General features: G+C 66.2%; 21 protein-coding genes. 13 read left to right on the forward strand and 8 right to left on the reverse strand.

The genetic code is table 11. The features are described 5' to 3' along the window. Window positions 1-3: 3 nt before the first annotated feature. The 4 genes from pspC to K2Y03_RS05775 all read right to left on the reverse strand — a co-directional run bounded on the left by pspC (window position 4) and on the right by K2Y03_RS05775 (window position 1,553). On the reverse strand, window positions 4-378 hold the full coding sequence (gene pspC, locus K2Y03_RS05760; RefSeq protein ID WP_294089020.1) for an envelope stress response membrane protein PspC: 375 nt from the start codon (window positions 376-378) through the stop codon (window positions 4-6). Window positions 379-381: 3 nt separating this feature from the next. Beyond that, entirely contained in the window at window positions 382-651 is a 270-nt protein-coding gene (gene pspB, locus K2Y03_RS05765) for an envelope stress response membrane protein PspB (RefSeq protein ID WP_294089021.1), read from the reverse strand. Window position 652: 1 nt separating this feature from the next. Further along, window positions 653-1,321, reverse strand: a complete 669-nt coding sequence (pspA, locus tag K2Y03_RS05770; protein WP_294089022.1) for a phage shock protein PspA — start codon at window positions 1,319-1,321, stop codon at window positions 653-655. Window positions 1,322-1,412: 91 nt separating this feature from the next. Next, window positions 1,413-1,553 (reverse strand): hypothetical protein, encoded by a 141-nt coding sequence (locus K2Y03_RS05775; protein ID WP_294089023.1) that lies wholly within the window; start codon window positions 1,551-1,553, stop codon window positions 1,413-1,415. Window positions 1,554-1,728: 175 nt separating this feature from the next. Between K2Y03_RS05775 and pspF the strand changes: the two genes are divergently transcribed. Together pspF and K2Y03_RS05785 are read left to right on the forward strand one after the other, a co-directional pair. Further along, window positions 1,729-2,757, forward strand: a complete 1,029-nt coding sequence (gene pspF, locus K2Y03_RS05780; RefSeq protein ID WP_294089024.1) for a phage shock protein operon transcriptional activator — start codon at window positions 1,729-1,731, stop codon at window positions 2,755-2,757. Between the two features lie 70 nt (window positions 2,758-2,827). After that, window positions 2,828-3,448, forward strand: coding sequence for a superoxide dismutase (locus tag K2Y03_RS05785; RefSeq protein WP_294089025.1), 621 nt, complete (start codon window positions 2,828-2,830; stop codon window positions 3,446-3,448). Window positions 3,449-3,493: 45 nt separating this feature from the next. On the opposite strand, the gene K2Y03_RS05790 is transcribed toward K2Y03_RS05785, so the two are convergent. Genes K2Y03_RS05790 through K2Y03_RS05805 form a run of 4 tightly spaced genes read right to left on the reverse strand, consistent with a single transcriptional unit; the run spans window position 3,494 to window position 7,891 of the window. Next, the gene (locus K2Y03_RS05790) at window positions 3,494-4,096 is read right to left on the reverse strand and encodes a septation protein A (RefSeq protein WP_294089027.1); all 603 of its coding nucleotides are present in this window, start codon (window positions 4,094-4,096) and stop codon (window positions 3,494-3,496) included. A gap of 32 nt (window positions 4,097-4,128) precedes the next feature. Next, window positions 4,129-5,052: a signal recognition particle-docking protein FtsY gene (gene ftsY / locus K2Y03_RS05795; protein WP_294089029.1), complete on the reverse strand. Its 924-nt coding sequence runs from the start codon at window positions 5,050-5,052 to the stop codon at window positions 4,129-4,131. Then, window positions 5,049-6,275: a tRNA (N(6)-L-threonylcarbamoyladenosine(37)-C(2))-methylthiotransferase MtaB gene (gene mtaB / locus K2Y03_RS05800; RefSeq protein WP_294089031.1), complete on the reverse strand. Its 1,227-nt coding sequence runs from the start codon at window positions 6,273-6,275 to the stop codon at window positions 5,049-5,051. Before mtaB ends, ftsY begins: the two co-directional genes overlap by 4 nt. Window positions 6,276-6,316: 41 nt before the next feature. After that, window positions 6,317-7,891, reverse strand: a complete 1,575-nt coding sequence (locus K2Y03_RS05805) for an EAL domain-containing protein (protein ID WP_294089033.1) — start codon at window positions 7,889-7,891, stop codon at window positions 6,317-6,319. Between the two features lie 201 nt (window positions 7,892-8,092). On the opposite strand from K2Y03_RS05805, the gene ffh reads away from it, so the two are divergent. The 11 genes from ffh to K2Y03_RS05860 all read left to right on the forward strand — a co-directional run bounded on the left by ffh (window position 8,093) and on the right by K2Y03_RS05860 (window position 18,564). Further along, a complete protein-coding gene (ffh, locus tag K2Y03_RS05810) occupies window positions 8,093-9,589 on the forward strand; it encodes a signal recognition particle protein (protein ID WP_294089035.1) in 1,497 nt (498 codons plus the stop codon). Between the two features lie 39 nt (window positions 9,590-9,628). Then, a complete protein-coding gene (rpsP, locus tag K2Y03_RS05815; protein ID WP_294089038.1) occupies window positions 9,629-10,078 on the forward strand; it encodes a 30S ribosomal protein S16 in 450 nt (149 codons plus the stop codon). Window position 10,079: 1 nt separating this feature from the next. Next, window positions 10,080-10,556: a ribosome maturation factor RimM gene (rimM, locus tag K2Y03_RS05820; RefSeq protein WP_294089040.1), complete on the forward strand. Its 477-nt coding sequence runs from the start codon at window positions 10,080-10,082 to the stop codon at window positions 10,554-10,556. Between the two features lie 18 nt (window positions 10,557-10,574). After that, window positions 10,575-11,306, forward strand: a complete 732-nt coding sequence (gene trmD, locus K2Y03_RS05825; RefSeq protein WP_294089041.1) for a tRNA (guanosine(37)-N1)-methyltransferase TrmD — start codon at window positions 10,575-10,577, stop codon at window positions 11,304-11,306. A gap of 3 nt (window positions 11,307-11,309) precedes the next feature. After that, a complete protein-coding gene (gene rplS, locus K2Y03_RS05830; protein ID WP_294089043.1) occupies window positions 11,310-11,681 on the forward strand; it encodes a 50S ribosomal protein L19 in 372 nt (123 codons plus the stop codon). A 195-nt stretch (window positions 11,682-11,876) separates the two neighbouring features. Then, window positions 11,877-14,075, forward strand: a complete 2,199-nt coding sequence (locus K2Y03_RS05835) for a DPP IV N-terminal domain-containing protein (protein ID WP_294089207.1) — start codon at window positions 11,877-11,879, stop codon at window positions 14,073-14,075. A 74-nt stretch (window positions 14,076-14,149) separates the two neighbouring features. Continuing rightward, window positions 14,150-15,181 (forward strand): aspartate-semialdehyde dehydrogenase, encoded by a 1,032-nt coding sequence (locus K2Y03_RS05840; RefSeq protein ID WP_294089045.1) that lies wholly within the window; start codon window positions 14,150-14,152, stop codon window positions 15,179-15,181. A gap of 10 nt (window positions 15,182-15,191) precedes the next feature. Further along, window positions 15,192-15,959: an alpha/beta fold hydrolase gene (locus K2Y03_RS05845; RefSeq protein WP_294089048.1), complete on the forward strand. Its 768-nt coding sequence runs from the start codon at window positions 15,192-15,194 to the stop codon at window positions 15,957-15,959. A gap of 59 nt (window positions 15,960-16,018) precedes the next feature. Beyond that, window positions 16,019-17,842 (forward strand): M2 family metallopeptidase, encoded by a 1,824-nt coding sequence (locus K2Y03_RS05850; protein ID WP_294089051.1) that lies wholly within the window; start codon window positions 16,019-16,021, stop codon window positions 17,840-17,842. Window positions 17,843-17,939: 97 nt separating this feature from the next. Then, window positions 17,940-18,170 carry a 50S ribosomal protein L31 gene (gene rpmE, locus K2Y03_RS05855; RefSeq protein ID WP_294089056.1) on the forward strand — a complete coding sequence of 77 codons (231 nt, stop codon included), beginning with the start codon at window positions 17,940-17,942 and terminating at the stop codon, window positions 18,168-18,170. Between the two features lie 61 nt (window positions 18,171-18,231). Continuing rightward, on the forward strand, window positions 18,232-18,564 hold the full coding sequence (locus K2Y03_RS05860) for a PilZ domain-containing protein (RefSeq protein ID WP_294089058.1): 333 nt from the start codon (window positions 18,232-18,234) through the stop codon (window positions 18,562-18,564). The last annotated feature ends 28 nt before the right edge of the window (window positions 18,565-18,592 follow it).

The following is an 18,592-nucleotide window of genomic DNA, read 5'->3' on the forward strand; positions in this document are numbered from 1 at the left end:
GGCTCAGCGCAGATTGTCGATTTCGTCGGCCAGGCGCTGGTTGCGGCTGGTGTACATCATCTCGATGTCAGCCAGGCGCCGGTCGATGTCGCGGAACTTGGAACGAACCTCGGCCGTGGTGCGCTTCGGGTTGGAGCGCACGCCCTGCCAGAATTTCTGGTCCTCGCGGCTTTCGTACAGCCCCATCGGCTTGTTCTCGGCGGCCCAGGCGATGATCAGATAGATCAGGATGGGCCACCCGGTCATGAAGGTCAGCACCACGGCACCGATGCGAACCAGCAGCGGGTCAACCCCGGTATAGTCCGCGATCCCGGCGCACACGCCGAAGATCTTGCCGTTCTGCTTGTCGAGATAGAATTTGGTACGGCTGGCGCTCATGGCTCAGTTCCTCCGGGTCAGGTCGAAATCGGGCTGCTCGACGCGCGGCGCGAGCTGGGTCCAATCGGGATTGTCGGCAGCGATGATCCGTTCGATCGTGCCCAGCCGCTCGTCGAGCCGGCGGGCGTGATTGTAGAGCTCATCGAGCAGGCGTTCGTCCTCGTCGGTGATCTTGGGCGCCTGGCGCCACTTGGTCACATAATGGAGCACGATCCAGGGCAGCCCGATGAAGAGCATGCCGACGACGGCGATGGGGATGAAGATTTCTTCCATCTCAACCTTCCTTGCCGATGCGGGCCTTCAGTGCGGCGAGTTCGGCCTCCACCTTGTCGTTGGACTTCAGCTCGGCGATTTCCTCTTCCAGCGTCTTGGGGCTGCCGCCCAGGCCGGCGGCCTCGGCACGGCCCTCCGCCATGTCGGCGCGGCGCTCCATCACTTCGAAGCGGCTGAACGCGTCGGTCACCTTGCTGCCGGCGTACAGGTCGCGCATGCGGAACCGGTTGTGCGCGGTTTCCAGCCGGGTCACGATCGAGTTCTGGCGGGTGCGGGCCTCGCGCAGCTTGGTCTGCAGCTTGTTGATGTCTTCCTCAGCCGCACGCAGCGTGTCATCCAGCACCGCGATCTCGGCGTTCAGCTGGTCGCACATATCGACCGCCTTCTGGCGCTCGAGCAGCGCGGCCTTGGCCAGATCCTCACGATTCTTCGACAGCGCCAGCTCGGCCTTTTCGGTCCAGCTTTCCTGCAGCTTTTCCAGCTTGGCGATGTGACGGCGCATTTCCTTCTGGTCGGCAATGGTGCGCGCGGCAGAGGCGCGGACTTCGACCAGCGTTTCCTCCATTTCGAGGATGATCATGCGGATCATCTTCGCGGGGTCCTCCGCCTTGTCGAGCAGGTCGGTCACGTTGGCGGCGATGATGTCGCGGGTGCGAGAGAAAATGCCCATCTTGTTGTTACTCCAGAAAAAAGGTGCCGGGGCGGCCACTAGGTTGGGGGCAGAAATGCCGCCCCGGCAGGGTCGTCGCCTGCAGGGGGCTTCAGGCGACGAAGCTGGTGGTGGGGTTCAGGCGGACTTCGGCGGGCGCAACCGCACCCAGCACGAACACGACACCGGCGACGAGCGACAGGACCGCTGCAGTCAGGCTGCGTGCGGTGTTGGTCGAGTGATAGTGGGTCATGTTGCTACTCCTTGAACTTGCTGATCGGGGCTGCCGTTGCGGCAGATGCCACATGCTTTGCAGAATGCGTGCCAGTTTTGAAATGCACTTGTTTTCAATGCGTTGTCAGATTCTCGTTCGCCGATGAGTGGGTTACCACTTGCCAAGCCTTGGCAATTTACGCCAAGTGTTGGCCATGGAACGACAAGCGCATGTCATCGGCCAGTCGGGCGTCTTTCTGGACGTGCTGGAACGCGCCAGCCGCGCCGCCGCGCTCGACCGGCCGGTGCTGGTGATCGGCGAGCGCGGCACCGGCAAGGAGCTGGTCGCCGAGCGCCTCCATCGCCTGAGCCCGCGCTGGGACCAGCCGCTGATCGTGATGAACTGCGCGGCCCTTCCCGAAACGCTGATCGAGGCCGAGCTGTTCGGGCATGAAGCGGGCGCCTTCACCGGCGCGACCAAGGCGCGCCAGGGCCGGTTCGAGGAGGCCCATGGCGGCACCCTGTTTCTGGACGAGCTTGGCACCTTGTCGATGGCCGCACAGGAGCGGCTGCTGCGCGCGGTGGAATATGGCGAGGTGACACGCATCGGTTCGTCGCGCCCGGTGCGGGTGGATGTGCGCATCGTCGCCGCAACCAACGAGCATCTGCCCGACCGGGTGGAGCGCAACAGCTTTCGTGCCGACCTGCTCGACCGGCTGAGCTTCGAGGTGGTCACTCTGCCGCCGCTCAGGGAACGCGCCGGCGACGTGATGGTGCTGGCCGAGCATTTCGGCCGGCGCATGGCCGCCGAACTGGGCTGGAACGACTGGCCGGGTTTCTCGGTGGCGGCAACCGATGCGATGATCGACTATCGCTGGCCCGGCAATGTGCGCGAGCTGCGCAACGTGGTCGAGCGCGCCGTCTATCGCTGGGAGGAGGAAGGGCCGATCGACGCGATCCAGTTCGATCCCTTTGCCTCACCCTATCGCCCGCAGGCAGCACATGGCGCCAGCACCGAGACCGCGCAGACTGCCGCGCCCGCGCCGGTGCCACCTGCGGCTGATGACGAAGACGGGCACCCCATGGATTTCAAGTCGCAGGTCGCGCGCTTCGAGCGGCAGGTGCTGGCGAAGGCGCTGGCCACCCACCGCTTCAACCAGCGCGCGACGGCAGAGGCGCTGGGGCTGAGCTATGACCAGCTGCGCCATGCGCTGCGTCGGCACGACCTGCTCCCCGGCGGCTGAGCTTGCACGACTCGGGTGCCCCGCCTAGGGATTGGGAAACACCGAAAATTCCAGATCAGGAGAAAGAGTGATGGCTTTCGAACTCCCGCCGCTGCCCTATGCCAAGGACGCGCTGGCCCCCGTGATGTCGGCGGAAACCTTCGACTTCCACCATGGCAAGCACCACAAGGCCTATGTCGACAAGACCAATGGCATGCTCGCGGAAAAAGGGCTGGAAGGCGCCAAGCTGACCGACGTGATCAAGGCGGCGAAAGAGCGCGGCGACAAGGGCCTGTTCAACAACTCCGCGCAGATCTGGAACCATACTTTCTTCTGGCACTCGCTGACCCCGAACCATCAGGCACCCAGTGGCAAGCTGGCCGAGATGATCGCCGCCGATTTCGGCTCGACCGACGAGCTGGTTAAGGCGCTGATCGCCGAGTCCGCCAACCATTTCGCCAGCGGCTGGGGCTGGCTGGTGCTCGACGGCGGCAAGCTGAAGGTCACGTCGCTCCACGATGCCGACACGCCGGTGGTGTATGACGGCATGAAGCCGCTGCTGACCATCGATGTGTGGGAACATGCCTATTACATCGATTATCGCAACGCGCGGCCCGGCTATCTGGAAGCGGTGACCGGCAAGATCCTGAACTGGGAATTTGCCGCGCAGAATCTGGACGGCAACGGCATCGCCCGCGCCGACCAGGGCTGAACCCCATCACGGCGAGCCCCGTTGCAGCGGGGCTCGCCGGCATCCTCAGGGCGCGGGGGGCTTCCCCTCCAGATCAAGCCCGTGCCGCGTCAGCATCGGCACATTGGCCAGCGCGAAGACGAGGGTGAGGGGGATGACGCCCCAGGTCTTGTAATTGACCCAGACGTCGGCCGAGAAATTGAGGCGCACCACCTCGTTCAGCACTGCCATCACCGCGAAGAACAGCATCCAGTTGATGGTCAGCTTGCGCCAGCCAAGCGCGCTCAACCCCGGATAGGCCTGACCCAGCACCATCTGCAGCAACGGGCGACCAGTGACGAGGCCGAAGCCGAGCAGCGCGGAGAGAATGCCATAGATGATCGTCGGCTTCATCTGGATGAAGCGCGCGTCGCGGAAATAGAGCGTCAGCCCGCCAAACACGATCACCAGCACCGCCGTCAGCGCCAGCATCGGCGACACCCGCTTGAACAGCGCGAACGACGCGATCAGCGCGGCCATCATCGCCACCATGAAGGCGCCGGTCGCCACCATCATCCTCACCAGCGCCAGGCCCGGCACCGCGTAATAGGCGACGAAGAACACCAGCAGCGGCCCATAATCGATCGCGAGCGGGAGGAACGGGTTTCTGGCAGGTCGGTCAGCGGTCATTCACGGTCCTTGGCGCGGGGGCGGCGGGCGCGTCAACGGGCAGGGCGGTCGACACCGGCGATGATGCGCGCGACTTCGAGCGAGTCGAACGGGCGCAGATCGTCAATGCCTTCACCGACGCCAATCGCATGGATGGGCAGGCCGAACTGTTCCGCCGCCGCCACCAGCACGCCACCGCGCGCGGTGCCGTCCAGCTTGGTCATGATCAAGCCGGTCACGCCGGCCACATCGCGGAACACCTCGATCTGCGATAGCGCATTCTGCCCGGTGGTCGCATCGAGCACCAGCACCACGTCATGCGGCGCGCTGGGGTCAAGCCGGCCGAGCACGCGCTTGATCTTGGCCAGCTCGTCCATCAGCTCGCGCTTGTTCTGCAGCCGGCCGGCGGTATCGACGATCAGCACATCGGTGCCATCGGCGGCGGCCTGCTTCACCGCTTCGAACACGATACCGGCTGCGTCACCCCCTTCGGCGCCGCGCACGATGGGCACGCCGATCCGCTCCGCCCAGGTGGCCAGCTGGCCGATGGCAGCGGCGCGGAAGGTGTCGCCGGCGGCCAGCATCACCTTGTAGCGCGCATCGACGAACCATTTGGCGAGCTTGGCAATCGTCGTCGTCTTGCCCGATCCGTTAACGCCGATCACCAGCACGACATGGGGCCGGGTGGCGGCGGTTGCGTCAATGCCCCTGGCGACCGGGGCGAGCGTGCGCTCAATCTCCTCCGCCACGATCAGGCGGATGCCCAAATCTTCCAGCCCGCGCTCGAAATTCTGGGCGGACAGCCGGTCGCGGATGCGCGCAGCGGTCGCCACGCCCAGGTCGGACGCGATCAGCGCTTCCTCGATCTCGTCGAGCGTGCCGTCGTCCAGCCGCGCGGTGCCAAGGCCGGCAAGGTTGCCGACCAGCCGGTCCGACGTGCGGCGCAGCCCGCCCAGCAGCTTGTCGTGCCAGCTCATGCCGCCTGCCGCTCCATGGCCGTGCCGACCAGGCGCTGGCCGTCGCTGCCCGTGATACGCAGCATGGCAACCGCGCCAACGGGCGCGGCGGCACAGGTGACTTCGGCGAAATTGGCGGCATGGCCGCGCGTGCCCGGTCGTTCGATCAGCACCGGCTGCTCGGTGCCGATCAGCGTGCTGAGCCAGCCGGCGCGGCGCTCGGCACCCCGCGCGCGCAGCTGGGCCGCCCGCGCGCGTCGGACCTCGGGCGCGACTTGCGGCATGCGCGCGGCGGGCGTTCCGCTGCGGGGGGAATAGGGGAAGATGTGCGCGTGGACGATGTCGCAATCGTCGATCAGTTTCAGGCTATTCTGGAACATCGCCTCAGTCTCGGTCGGGAAGCCGGCAATCAGGTCCGCACCAATGGCTATGTCGCGCCGGGCCTTCAGCCGGTCAACCATGCGCACCGCGTCGGCGCGGGCATGGCGGCGCTTCATCCGCTTCAGGATCATGTCGTCGCCAGCCTGAAGCGACAGGTGCAGATGCGGCATCAGGCGCGGTTCGCCCGTCAACAGCTCGAACAGCGCATCGTCGATCTCGATCGAATCGAGCGATGACAGCCGCATCCGGTCGAGCGCGGGAACGCCCAGCAGAATGGCCTGTACCAGCGCGGCGAGGGAGGGCGGGCCATAGCTGGTCAGGTCAACCCCGGTCAGCACGACTTCGCGGTGGCCGGCCGCCACCAGCGCCGCCACCCGCTCCACCACCTGCGCCACCGGGGCCGAGCGGCTGTTCCCCCGGCCATAGGGAATGATGCAGAAGGTGCAGCGATGGTCGCAGCCATTCTGCACTTCCACAAAGGCGCGGACATGGCGGGTGAAGCTGGGCGCCAGATGCGGCGCGGTTTCGGCCACGCGCATGATGTCGCCCACCACCACCGGGGCCGCGCCCTGCCAAGCCTGCGGATCGAGCTTGGCGTCGTTGCCGATCACCCGGTCGACCTCCGCCATGGCGGCAAAGCCGTGCGGATCGATCTGCGCGGCGCACCCGGTCACCACCAGTTCGGCGGCCGGATGGTCGCGACGGGCGCGGCGGATCGCGGCGCGAGTTTCGGCCACCGCGCTTTGGGTGACCGCGCAGCTGTTCACCACCACCCGGTCGCGCCCGGCCGCCAGCGTGCGGATGCTCTCGCTTTCTGCGGCGTTCAGGCGGCAACCCAGGGTGATGACATGCGGGGCAGGCATGGCGCGCGTCCTAGGCGCAGCCAGCGGCCAAGTCCACCGGATCAGGCGGCGGCGACGATCAGCCGCTGCTCCGCCAGCATGCGCCGCGCGCCGGCGGCGGATAGCAGACCACCGAAATGCGCCCCCTGCGCCGAGGCATAGCCCAGCGTCTGCAGCCGTTCGGCGGTGGCTGCATCGGCAACGCCATCGGCACTGGCGGGCAGGTTCAGGCTCTCTGCCAGCCGGGCGATTGCCGTCGTCACCGCCAGGCTTTCACCGCCGGCGACGAGATCAACAGCGAAGCCGCGGTCGAGCTTCAGGCCGTCAAACGCCAGCGCGCGCAGATGGCCGATCGCGGCATAGCCCGTTCCGAAGCGGTCCAGCACCAGCCGCGCGCCCTGCGCCTTCAGGCTGGTGGCCAGCGACTGCGCCAGGGTCAGGTTGTGCATCAGCCCGGCCTCGGTCAGCTGAATGTCGATCCGCTGAGGGGCAAAGCCGCTCTCGCTCAGCAGCTTGAGCAGTTTCTGCGCCGCCCATGGATCGCGCAGCTGTGCCGGTGCGAGGCTGATCGCGAGCCGCAGCGACGGATCCCAGTCGCGCGCTTGCGCCAGCGCGTGGCGCACCACCGCCTCGAACAGCGGGTCGATCAGCCCGACTTCCTCGGCAAGCGGCATGAACCCGTCCGCCTCGACGGCACCCTGCGCACCTTCCCAGCGGGGCACCACTTCGAAGCCCGCCAGCCGGCCCGTTGCGAGGTCGACCCGGGGCGCGAAGCAGGGCAGGATTGCCCCCTTCGCCACCGCGTCGCGCAGCGCGGCTTCGAACTTGGTCCGCACCTCTAGTGCGCGCGCCATCCCCTCGTCGAACCAGGCGCAGCGATTGCTGCCCGTTTCCTTCGCGGCCGATAGCGCCAGGCCCGCCACACGCAGCAATCCTTCGATACCGCTGCTCTCGATGTCAGACCGCGCAAGGCCGATCGATACCCCCAGCGGCACCTGCACGCCGGCCACCTGAAAGCCGCGCCCGAACCGCGCGAGCATCCGCTCCGCCAGCCGGTCCACGGTTTCGGGATAGGCGGCATCGAACAGCAGGGCTGCGGCGAAGCTGTCGCTGTTCATCCGCGCCACCACGCACCCAAGCGGCAGCACTTCCGTCACGGCCCGGCCGATTTCGGCCAGTGTCTGGTCGCCAAAGCCGGCGCCATGGCGTTCGTTGACCTGCTTCAGGCCGTCAATGTCGAGCAGCATCAGGGCCACGACCTTGCCGCGCCGCTGCGCCTGGGCAAGGAGCGCAGCACCCTCTTCGGCCAGCGCGCGGCGGTTGCCGAGGCCGGTCAGTGCGTCGGTCGTGCCGAGCAGTCCTGCCCGCGCGGCGCTTGCCTCATCGGCCAACGCTGCCCGCATCGCGCTGTGCCGGCGCCAGCTGAACAGCAGCAGCGCAACGTTCAGCAGCAGCGCGACCAGCATCACCCGGTCGCCCGCCATCGTGCCGGCCATCACGCGGGCGAGCACCAAACTGGCGATCGCGACAAACAGCAAAATGGCGGCGACGATGGTCGCGATCCCCAGCCGGTCGCGCCGGGGGTCAGCCGGTCCGAGCAGCGCAGGCAGGGCAGAGCGGGGCGCACGATTCTTCATGCCGCGCTTGTCGCACGGCCGCCCTCAAGGTCGCGTTAAGCCGGATGGTTGCGAAAGGCTGAGCATTACGCTATGCGCGCCGCCGACCGTTCCAAAAGGAGCGCTTGAAGGAAACGCCCAAGGGCGTACACGCTGGCCGACGAGGTTTCGTCCGCCGGCGTTTCTTGCGTTTCACACGAATCGGTCAAACAGGAGCTTTTGATGTTCGATAGCCTAAGCGATCGGCTTGGCCAGGTATTCGACAGGCTGCGCGGCCGTGGCGCGCTGACCGAGGCAGACGTGCGCGCCGCGATGCGCGAGGTCCGCATCGCGTTGCTCGAAGCCGATGTGGCGCTGCCGGTCGCGCGCGACTTTGTCGACAAGGTTACCGAACAGGCCGTTGGCCAGCAGGTGCTGCGCTCGGTCACGCCGGGGCAACAGGTCGTCAAGATCGTCAATGACGCGCTCACCGAAATGCTGGGCGGCGGCGAGGCGGAACTGGCGATCGAAGTGGCGCCGCCGGCCGTCATCATGATGGTCGGCCTGCAGGGTTCGGGCAAGACGACGACCACCGCCAAGATCGCCAAGCGGCTCGCCGCGCGCGATCGCAAGAAGGTGCTGATGGCGTCGCTCGACGTCAATCGCCCGGCCGCGCAGGAACAGCTGGCAACGCTGGGCCAGCAGGTCGAGGTGGCGACGCTGCCGATCATTGCCGGGCAGCAGCCCGTCGATATCGCCCGCCGCGCGATGCAGGCGGCCAAGCTGCAGGGCTATGACGTGCTGCTGCTCGACACCGCCGGGCGCCTGCACGTCGACCAGGCGCTGATGGACGAGATGAAGGCGGTGGCCGGCATTGCCCATCCGCACGAGATTCTGCTCGTCGTCGATGCGCTCACCGGCCAGGACGCGGTCAACGTTGCCCAGAATTTCAGCGAGCAGGTGCCACTGACCGGCGTGGTGCTCACCCGGATGGACGGTGACGCGCGCGGCGGTGCGGCACTGTCGATGCGCGCGGTGACGGGCAAGCCGATCAAGTTTGCCGGCACCGGCGAAAAGATGGACGCGCTGGAAAGCTTCCATCCCGGCCGCGTCGCCGGGCGCATTCTGGGCATGGGCGACGTGGTCAGCCTGGTCGAAAAGGCGGCCGAGGCGATCCAGCAGGAAGATGCCGAACGCATGGCCCGCCGGCTGGCCAAGGGCGAGTTCGACATGAACGACCTGAAGGGCCAGTTGCAGCAGATGCGCCGGATGGGCGGGCTGGGCGCGCTGGCCGGCATGATCCCGGGGATGAAGAAGGCGCAGGCCGCGATGGCAGCCGGCGCGCTGGACGAGCGGCTGCTGGTGCGGATGGAAGCGATGATCGGCTCGATGACGCCCAAGGAGCGCAGCAAGCCCGAACTGCTCAACGCCAAGCGCAAGATCCGCGTCGCCAAGGGCAGCGGCACCACCGTGCAGGACGTCAACCGGTTGCTGAAGATGCACCAGGAAATGGCAACCGCGATGAAGCGGCTGAAGAAGATGGGTGGCCTGCGCGGGATGATGGCGATGCTGGGCCAGGGCGGCGGCGGCATGGCCGGCATGGGCGAGGCGATGGGCGGCCCCGAGCTTGGCGATATGATGGGCAAGATCGGCGCCGGCATGGGCCCCGGCGGTCCGCTCCCCGGCATGCCCAAATTGCCGCCGGGCTTTCAGAATTTCGTGAAGACCAAGAAGAAATAGGGCTTTTTGCCCGGTTGTTTAAGGAAAGAAGGACAGAATATGGCACTGAGCATTCGTTTGTCGCGCGGCGGTTCGAAGAAGCGCCCTTATTACCGGGTCGTCGTCGCCGATGCGCGCGCACCGCGCGATGGCCGCTTCATCGAGAAGATCGGCACCTATAACCCGCTGCTCGCCAAGGACAGCCCGGAGCGCGTGAAGCTGGACAATGACCGCGCCGCGCACTGGCTGAAGATGGGTGCGCAGCCGACCGACCGTGTCGCGCGCTTCCTCGACGCCGCCGGCATCCGTGAGCGTGCGGCCCGCAACAATCCGAAGAAGGCCGAACCCGGCGACAAGGCCAAGGAACGCGCCGAGGAGCGCGCCGAGAAGCTGAAGGCCGCTGAGGAAGCCGCTGCCGCCGCCGCGAGCGCGCCGGTGGAAGAAGCGCCTGCTGAAGAGGCACCGGCTGCAGAAGCGCCCGCCGAAGAAGCACCGGCCGCCGACGCCTGATATGCGGCCCGATCAGCCCGTCACGCTGGCCGTCGTCATCGGCGCGCACGGCGTGACGGGCGAGGTGCGGTTGAAAAGCTTTGCCGACGATCTGGCGCGCTATGCCAGCTTCAACGCCGGCGCGCTGACGCTGATGAAGCTGCGCGCCGGCAGCAACGGCATCATCGCCCGCTTTGCCGAAATCGCAGACCGCAACGCCGCGGAGGCGCTGCGCGGCACCGCGCTCACCGTGCCCCGTGCCGAGCTGCCCGCTTTGGCACCCGGCGAATATTATCATGTCGACCTGATCGGCCTGGCTGCGGAAAACGACGCGGGCGAGGCGCTTGGCCATGTCGTGGCGGTCGAGAATTTCGGCGCGGGCGACGTGATCGAGATCGAACAGGCCGATGGCCGCCGCTTCATGGTGCCGATGCGGCCCGACGCCGTGCCCGAATGGGATGAGGCGCGGCTGGTGATCAGCCGGGCCTATCTGGGCTGAGGGTTACTGGCACAGTCGATGACCTTCGCCGCGACCATCCTCACCCTCTATCCGGAGATGTTTCCCGGGCCGCTCGGTACATCGCTGGCCGGGCGGGCGCTGGGGGAAGGGCGCTGGGCGCTCGATACGGTCAACATCCGCGATTTCGCCACCGACAAGCACCGCACCGTTGATGATACGCCGGCAGGCGGCGGCGCGGGCATGGTGCTGCGCGCCGATATCGTTGCCGCCGCGCTGGACAGCGTTGCCGATGCCCGACCGATCGTGGCGATGACGCCGCGTGGCAGGCCGCTCACCCAGGCGCGGGTGCGGGCGCTGGCGGAGGGACCCGGCGTCACTATCCTGTGCGGCCGGTTCGAGGGGTTTGACGAGCGCCTGTTCGAGGCACGGCCGCAGATCGAACCGCTGTCGATCGGCGACTATATCCTGTCCGGCGGGGAAATGGCGGCGCTGTTGCTGCTAGACGCTTGCATTCGGCTGTTGCCGGGCGTAATGGGCGCGCCTTCAAGCGGGGATGACGAGAGCTTCGAGACGGGGCTGCTCGAATATCCGCATTACACCCGGCCCGTTACCTGGGAAGGGCGCACGATCCCTGAAGTGCTGCGATCGGGGGATCATGCGAAAATCGCGGCCTGGCGCCATGCCAGAGCTGTCGAGGATACACGGCTAAGGCGGCCGGACCTGTGGGAGCGCCATGAGGGCGCTCGGGTCCAGCCGCCCTCTGGTGCGCGGCGACAAGAGGACGAGTAAGCCATGAACATCATTCAGCAGCTCGAAGCCGAGCAGATTGCCAAGCTGACCAGCGCCAAGAAGATTCCCGAATTCCGCCCCGGCGACACGCTGAAAGTGGGCGTGAAGGTGGTCGAAGGCGAGCGCACCCGCGTGCAGAATTACGAAGGCGTATGCATTGCCCGCTCGAACAAGGGCATGGGCAGCAACTTCACCGTCCGCAAGATTTCGTTCGGCGAAGGCGTCGAGCGCGTTTTCCCGCTCTATTCGCCCAACATCGAGTCGATCGAAGTGGTGCGCAAGGGTGTGGTGCGCCGCGCCAAGCTCTATTATCTGCGCGGTCGCCGCGGCAAGTCGGCCCGCATCGCCGAGCGCCGCGACACCAAGGGCGAATAAGCCCTTTCGCTCAGCTGACCGATCAGGCGGCGCGGGGTGCTTTCACGGCCCCCGCGCCGCCTTTTTTCGTGGATTGCCGAAGCGCCCCGGTCAGGCCTTTACGCGCCGCGCGCCACCCGCAATAAGCCGTGCCGATGAGAGCACGGGAGATGGACGATGCGGGGGCTTTTGGGGGCTGCGGGCGCTATGGCGCTGATGATGGCGGGCACCGCCATGGCTGAGGCACCGCAGAGCCCGGCCGCGGCCGAACCGCTGACGCTGAAGCGCGTCTTTGCCAGCCCCGATCTGGCCGGGCCGCAGCCGCGCGCGCTGAAACTGTCGCCCGATGGCGCGCTGCTAACGTCGCTGCGCCCGCGCGCCGATGAGAAGGAGCGCTTCGACCTGTGGGCGCTCGACACCAAGACCGGGCGTGAATGGATGCTGGTCGATTCCAAGGCAATCGGCTCGGGCGCCGAGCTTTCCGAAGCTGAGAAGATGCAGCGCGAGCGGGCGCGCATTGGCGGGTCGCGCGGCATCGTGGCCTATGACTGGGCGCCGGATGGCAAAGCGATCCTGGTGCCGCTGGATGGCGACCTGTTCCTGGCGACGCTGGATGGCAAGGTTACGCGGCTGACCGAAACCAGCGCCGGCGAGCTGAACCCTGCGATCAGCCCCAAGGGTGGCTATGTCAGCTTCGTGCGCGACCAGAATCTGTTCGTGCAGCCGTTGAAAGGCGCCGCCGCCTGGGCCGCGACGCAGGGCGGGGGCGGCACCGTCCATTGGGGCGAGGCGGAATTCGTCGCGCAGGAAGAGATTGACCGGCGCACCGGCTATTGGTGGTCGCCCGATGACAAGCGCATCGCCGTCGCCCGGTTCGACGAGGCACCCGTGGGCATCGTCACCCGCACCGCGATCGGCGCGGAAGGAACGCGCACCTTCGACCAGCGCTATCCGGCCGCCGGCACCGCCAATGCGGTGGTGGAACTTTACGTCATCAATCCTGACGGCAGCGGCCGCGTGAAGGTGGATCTGGGCACCGATACCGACGTCTATCTCGCCCGCGTCGACTGGACGCCCGACGGCAAGACGTTGCTCGTGCAGCGCCAGAGCCGCGACCAGAAGACGCTCGACATGCTCGCGGTCGACCCGGCAACCGGCGCCGCGCGCATCCTGTTCACCGAGCGTGCCGGCGCGCGCAGCTGGATCAACCTGAGCGACGCCTATCGCCCGCTGAAGGACGGATCGCTGATCTGGCGGTCGGAACGGAGCGGCTATGGCCACCTCTATCGCTTCCACAAGGGTAGCTGGACAGCGCTGACCAGCGGCGATTGGGTGGTGCAGGCGCTCGCCGGGGTGGATGAGTCGCGCGGCAAACTCTATTTCGCCGGCAACCGGGACGGCGTGCTCGAGCAGCATCTCTATGCGCTCGATTATATGAAGGGCGGCGCGCCGGAACGGCTGACCGAGGCCGGCTGGTGGAACAACGCGGCAATGGACGGCGCCGGCACCCGCGCCATCATCGCGCGGTCGAACCCGAACCAGCCAACCCAGGTCTATCTGGCCGACAGCAGCGGCAAGCGCATCGCCTGGATCAACGAAAATGCGGTGAAGCCCGGGCACCCCTATCACCCCTATCTCGCGCAGCACCGCCCGCGCGAATTCGGCACGATCAAGGCCGCCGATGGCTCCACGCTCTACTGGGAGATGATCACCCCCAAGCTGGAACCCGGTAAGCGTTACCCGGTCTTCTTCCAGCATTATGGCGGCCCCGGCACCGGGCAGCAGGTGACGCGCGGCTGGAACGGGGCGCTGGCCCAGTATCTGGTCTCGCGCGGCTATATCTATTTCCAGATCGACAATCGCGGCTCCTATAATCGCGGCAAGGCGTTCGAGGACCAGATTTATCACGCGATGGGCAGCGTGGAGGTGGCCGATCAGCTTGCCGGCGCCGCCTTCCTGAAGCAGCAGCCCTTTGTCGATCCCAAACGGATTGCGACCTATGGCTGGTCCTATGGCGGCTATATGACGCTGAAACTGCTGGGCGCGGCACCCGGCGTGTTCGCGGCGGGCATTTCGGGCGCGCCCGTTTCCAAATGGCAGCTTTACGACACCCATTATACCGAGCGCTATCTGGGCGACCCGCGCACCGACCCGGCAAGCTATCAGCGGTCCAATGCGATAGACGATGCCGCAAAGATCGCCGACCCGCTGCTGCTGATCCACGGCATGTCGGATGACAATGTCGTGCTCGACCATTCAACGGCGGTTGCAGCCGCAATGCAGCATGGCGCGCGCCCGTTCGAGATGATGTTCTATCCCGGGCAGACGCACCGCGTGGGCGGCCCCGGCGTCAGCGAGCATCTTTGGACGACGATCCTCAATTTCCTCGACCGGCACATGCCGCCGGCAAATTAAACCGCGCCGGCTGACTCGACAGGTGCGCACCAGCGCCTATGTCAGCCGGGCAGAGAAACGCAAAGGCAAAGACCATGGACGGATATCGGATCGTCGTCGCCGGCGCGACCGGCAATGTCGGCCGCGAGATGCTCAACATCCTGGCCGAGCGCGAATTCCCCATCGCGGACATTGCCGTGCTCGCCTCGGCGCGCAGCCAGGGCGACGAGATCGACTTCGGCGAAACCGGGCGCAAGCTGAAAGTGCGCAACATCGAGCATTTCGATCCCGCCGGCTGGGACATCGCACTGTTCGCCATCGGCAGCGAGGGGAGCAAGCTGCACGCCCCGCGCTTTGCCGCTGCCGGCTGCACGGTGATCGACAATGCCTCGCTCTATCGCATGGACCCGGACGTGCCGCTGATCGTGCCCGAGGTGAACCCGCAGGCGATTGACGGCTATACCGCCAGGAACATCATCGCCAACCCCAATTGCTCGACCGCGCAGATGGTGGTGGCGCTGAAGCCCCTGCATGATTTCGCCAAGATCAAGCGCGTGGTCGTCTCGACCTATCAATCGGTGTCGGGCGCGGGCAAGGCGGGGATGGACGAACTGTTCGAGCAGAGCCGCAACATCTTTGTCGGCGACAGTGCCGAGCCGAACAAATTCACCAAGCAGATCGCGTTCAACGTGATTCCGCACATCGACAGCTTCCTGGATGATGGCTTCACCAAGGAAGAATGGAAGATGGTGGTGGAGACCAAGAAGATCCTCGATCCCCGCATCAAGGTGGTGGCCACCTGCGTGCGCGTGCCGGTGTTCGTGGGGCATAGCGAAGCCATCACCATCGAGTTCGAGAACGAGATTTCGGCCAAGCAGGCCCAGTCGATCCTGCGCGAGGCGCCCGGCGTGATGCTGGTCGATAAGCGCGAGGACGGCGGCTATGTGACGCCGGTGGAATGTGTCGGCGATTATGCCACCTTCATCAGCCGCGTGCGCGAAGACCCGACCGTCGACAACGGGCTGGTGCTGTGGTGCGTCAGTGACAATCTGCGCAAGGGCGCCGCGCTGAACGCCGTACAGATCGCCGAACTGCTCGGCCGGCGGCATCTGCAGAAGGCGGCGTGACGCGATGATGATGGCCGGTTCTGCTGATATGACAATTGCGACGCATCACTTCACCGCGCCCGATGGCGCCCGGCTTGCCTGGCATGAGCTGGGGGAGGGGCGGCCGGTGGTGCTGCTCCACGGCTTCATCTCGGATGCGGAGACCAACTGGATCAAATATGGCCATGCCGCGACGATTGCCGCGCGGGGCTTTCGCGTCATCATGCCCGATCTGCGCGCGCACGGGGCAAGCGCCAAGTCGCACGATGCCGCCGCCTATCCGCTCGACGTGCTGGCGCATGACGGCTTGGCGCTGATCGCGCACCTCGGCTTGAGCGACTATGATCTGGGCGGCTATTCGCTCGGTGCCCGCACCAGTGTGCGCATGCTGGTGATGGGCGCCACGCCGCGCCGCGCCGTGGTTTCGGGCATGGGCTATGAAGGCGTGACGGCCGTGACCACGCGGATCGATTTCTTCCGCCGGGCGCTGACCGGGCAGGGCTTTGAGCGCGGCACGGCAGAATGGGCGGTGCAGGCGTTTCTGAAGACATCGGGCGGCGACGCAGCGGCGCTGGTCCATCTGCTCGACACTTTCGTTTCGACCAGCGATGCCGAGCTGGCCCGGATCGCCCCGCCGGTGCTGGTGCCCTGCGGCACCGATGATCGCGACAATGGATCGGCGCAGGCGCTGGCCACCGCGCTGCCCGATGGGCGCTATCTGGCGCTGCCCGGCAACCATATGAGCGCGGTAACCAAGCCCGAGTTTGGCCAGGCGATCGCAGACTTTCTGGCGGCTTGACCCGGCGCACCCGGCGGGCGCATCTAGCGCGCCATAGAAGCCATAAAGAGGGTGCCGCCATGTTACGAACCGCCATTTCGCTTGCCGCACTTGCGGCCGCCCTTGCCGCGACGCCGGCGCTTGCCCAGTCCAAGGGCGAGCCGGCGCCCAATGCCGCGACCGCCGACGCCTTCATCCGCGATGCCGAAAAGCAGCTCGCCGACCTCTCCGTCGATGTCGCCCGGATCAGCTGGGTGAACGCCACCTACATCACCGAGGATACCGACGCGCTGGCCGCCAAGGCCGGCGCGCAGGTGACCGAACTGGCCGTGAAGCTCGCGCTGCAGGCGGCCAAGCTGCAGAAGGTTACCGGCCTGTCGCCCGACACGGCGCGCAAGCTCGACCTGCTGCGCGGCGGCATCACGCTGCCTGCGCCAACCCGGGCGGGCGCCGCCGACGAGTTGTCCACGCTGGTGACGCGGATGTCCTCGGCTTATGGCAAGGGCAAGGGAACGCTGGGCGGCCAGCCGATCAACGGCAGCGACATCGAAGCCGCGATGGGCACCGAGCGCGACCCGGAACGGCTGAAGGAAATGTGGGTCAGCTGGCACGACAATGTCGGCGCGCCGCTGCGCAAGGATTATGCCCGCGCGGCGACCATCGCCAACCAGGGCGCGACCGAGCTTGGCTATAAGGATGTCGGCGCGATGTGGCGCTCGGGCTATGACATGAGCCCGGCCGAATTCGCGCAGCTGACCGACAAATTGTGGCGCGAGGTGGAGCCGCTCTACAAATCGCTCCACGCCTATGTCCGCGCCAAGCTCAACGCCAAATATGGCGATGCGGTGCAGCCCAAAACGGGGCCGATCCGCGCCGATCTGCTGGGCAATATGTGGGCGCAGGAATGGGGCGACATCTACGACCTGGTCGCGCCCAAGGGGGCCGGCGACCTGGGCTATGACATTGGCGCGCTCCTCAAGGAAAAGGGCTATGACCCGGTCAAGATGGTGAAGGCGGGCGAGGGCTTCTATTCATCGCTCGGCATGGCACCGCTGCCGGAAACTTTCTGGACGCGCTCGCAGATCGTGAAGCCCGCCGACCGCGAGGTGATCTGCCATGCCTCGGCCTGGGATATCGACAATCTGGACGATATCCGCATCAAGATGTGCACCAAGGTGAACAGCGGCGACTTCGTCACCATCCACCACGAGCTGGGCCATAATTATTATCAGCGCGCCTATAAGGGCCAGCCCTTCCTCTACAAGAACGGCGCAAATGACGGCTTCCATGAGGCGATAGGCGATTTCGTCGCGCTGTCGATCACACCGCAATATCTGGTCGACATCAGCCTGCTCGACCCGGCCAAGGTGCCCAGCGAAGACAAGGATATCGGCCTGTTGCTGCGCCAGGCGATGGACAAGGTGGCGTTTCTGCCCTTTGGCCTGCTGATCGACAAATGGCGCTGGGGCGTGTTTTCCGGCGCCATCCGCACCAGCGATTATCAGACGGCGTGGGACGCGCTGCGCCTGCAATATCAGGGGATCAAGCCGCCGGTCGAGCGCGACGAGACCAGGTTCGACCCCGGCGCGAAATATCACATCCCGGCCGGTGTGCCCTACACCCGCTATTTCCTGGCCCGGCTGCTGCAGTTCCAATTCTATGCCGCCGCGTGCAAGCAGGCGGGGTGGACCGGGCCGCTGCACCGCTGTTCCTTCTATGGCAACAAGGAGGTCGGCGCGAAGCTGAACGCAATGCTGGAACTGGGCCAGTCGAAGCCTTGGCCCGAGGCGCTGAAGGCGTTCACCGGCACGTCCGAAATTTCGGGGCTGGCCATGGCCGAGTATTTCGCGCCGCTAAAGGCCTGGCTCGACGAGCAGAACAAGGGCAAGCCACAGGGCTGGTGAGGGGAGCGCCCAAGGCGTTGCGCGGCCGGCCAAGCTATGCTAGCGGCCGCGCCTTGCTCGCTGGTCGGTAACCAGCGGCACTCTTGGAGATTTGCGCGTGAAGAAGAACATTCACCCCGATTATCACTGGATCAAGGTCCAGATGACCGACGGCACCGTCTATGACACCCGCTCCACCTGGGGCAAGGAAGGTGATCTGATGACGCTGGAAATCGACCCCAAGTCGCACCCGGCCTGGACCGGCGGCCGTGGCCAGATGCTCGATGCGGGTGGCCAGGTGGCGCGCTTCAACAAGCGTTTCGGCGGCCTGTCGCTCAAGACCAAATAATCTCGTCAACGGCGCGTTAACGATCTGCGTTTAGGTTCTTCTCACCATGAGAGGAACCGCGATGTTCGCCGCCGAATTCGAACCCGCCGAGCCCAATGGGCGCCGGCGATCCCCGCGCGCGCCGGTCTCGCTCGATGCGAAGATCGGGCGCGGCGGGCTTGATCGCGCGCTGTGCAAGGTGGTCGATATTTCGCGCCATGGTGCACGGCTCCAGACCTATTCCGGCCTGCGTTCAGGATCGATGATCTGGCTGACATTGCCGGTGGTCGGGCCGGTGGCGGCCAATGTGGTCTGGGCGGACGACTTTGTCTGCGGTTGCCAGTTTCAGGACCCGATCGCCGAGGACCAGTTCAATGCGCTGGTCGAGATGGACCAGAACCGCAACGCCGCCTGAACCCGCAATGGACGCCGGTTGTAAATCC

Origin of the sequence: Sphingomonas sp. (assembly GCF_019746015.1) — a bacterium.
Lineage (GTDB): Bacteria > Pseudomonadota > Alphaproteobacteria > Sphingomonadales > Sphingomonadaceae > Sphingomonas.